The 506-nt window shown below is 69.8% G+C and carries 1 pseudogene; it reads right to left on the bottom strand.

What is annotated here, in order from left to right:
• Window positions 1–506: pseudogene (locus LI94_RS24155) on the bottom strand (hypothetical protein); the annotation flags it as partial.

Below are 506 nucleotides of genomic sequence, written 5' to 3'. Positions count from 1 at the left end.
GCACCACCATCACCACCGGCACCACCATTGGTGCCCGAGACACCAGCACCCGCGCCCTCAGCGACCGCGTCAAACCCGGCACCACCCTTGCCACCGGCACCACCGGCACCACCATTGCCCTGCGCAGCATGACTGCCGTTGGTGTTCAGGCCACCCTGGCCACCGTTACCACCGGCGCCACCATCCTGACCATCACCGCCGGCCACACCGGCGGTATGACTGGCCGCACCCGCGGCACCGTCCTTACCGCCACCACCATTGCCACCGACACCGGCCGTGCCATCAGCGGCGTGGCCGCCACCGACCTGCAGACCACCATGGCCGGCGTTACCACCGACACCACCATTGCCACCCGAGGTACCTGCCGCAGCAGTCGCATCCGTAGCCGCGTCATACCCGGACCCACCGGCGCCACCATTACCGCCCTTACCGGCCGAACCATTGGTGCCACTGGCGGCGTTGGTCGCGCCCGAGCTACCACCGGCGCCACCGGCACCGGCGTTACC

This window comes from Mycobacterium sp. UM_Kg27, from assembly GCF_000972905.1.
In the GTDB taxonomy this organism is placed as follows: Bacteria; Actinomycetota; Actinomycetes; order Mycobacteriales; family Mycobacteriaceae; genus Mycobacterium.
Note: the sequence above shows the minus strand (reverse complement) of the source record. Positions and strands in the feature narration are given on the sequence as shown.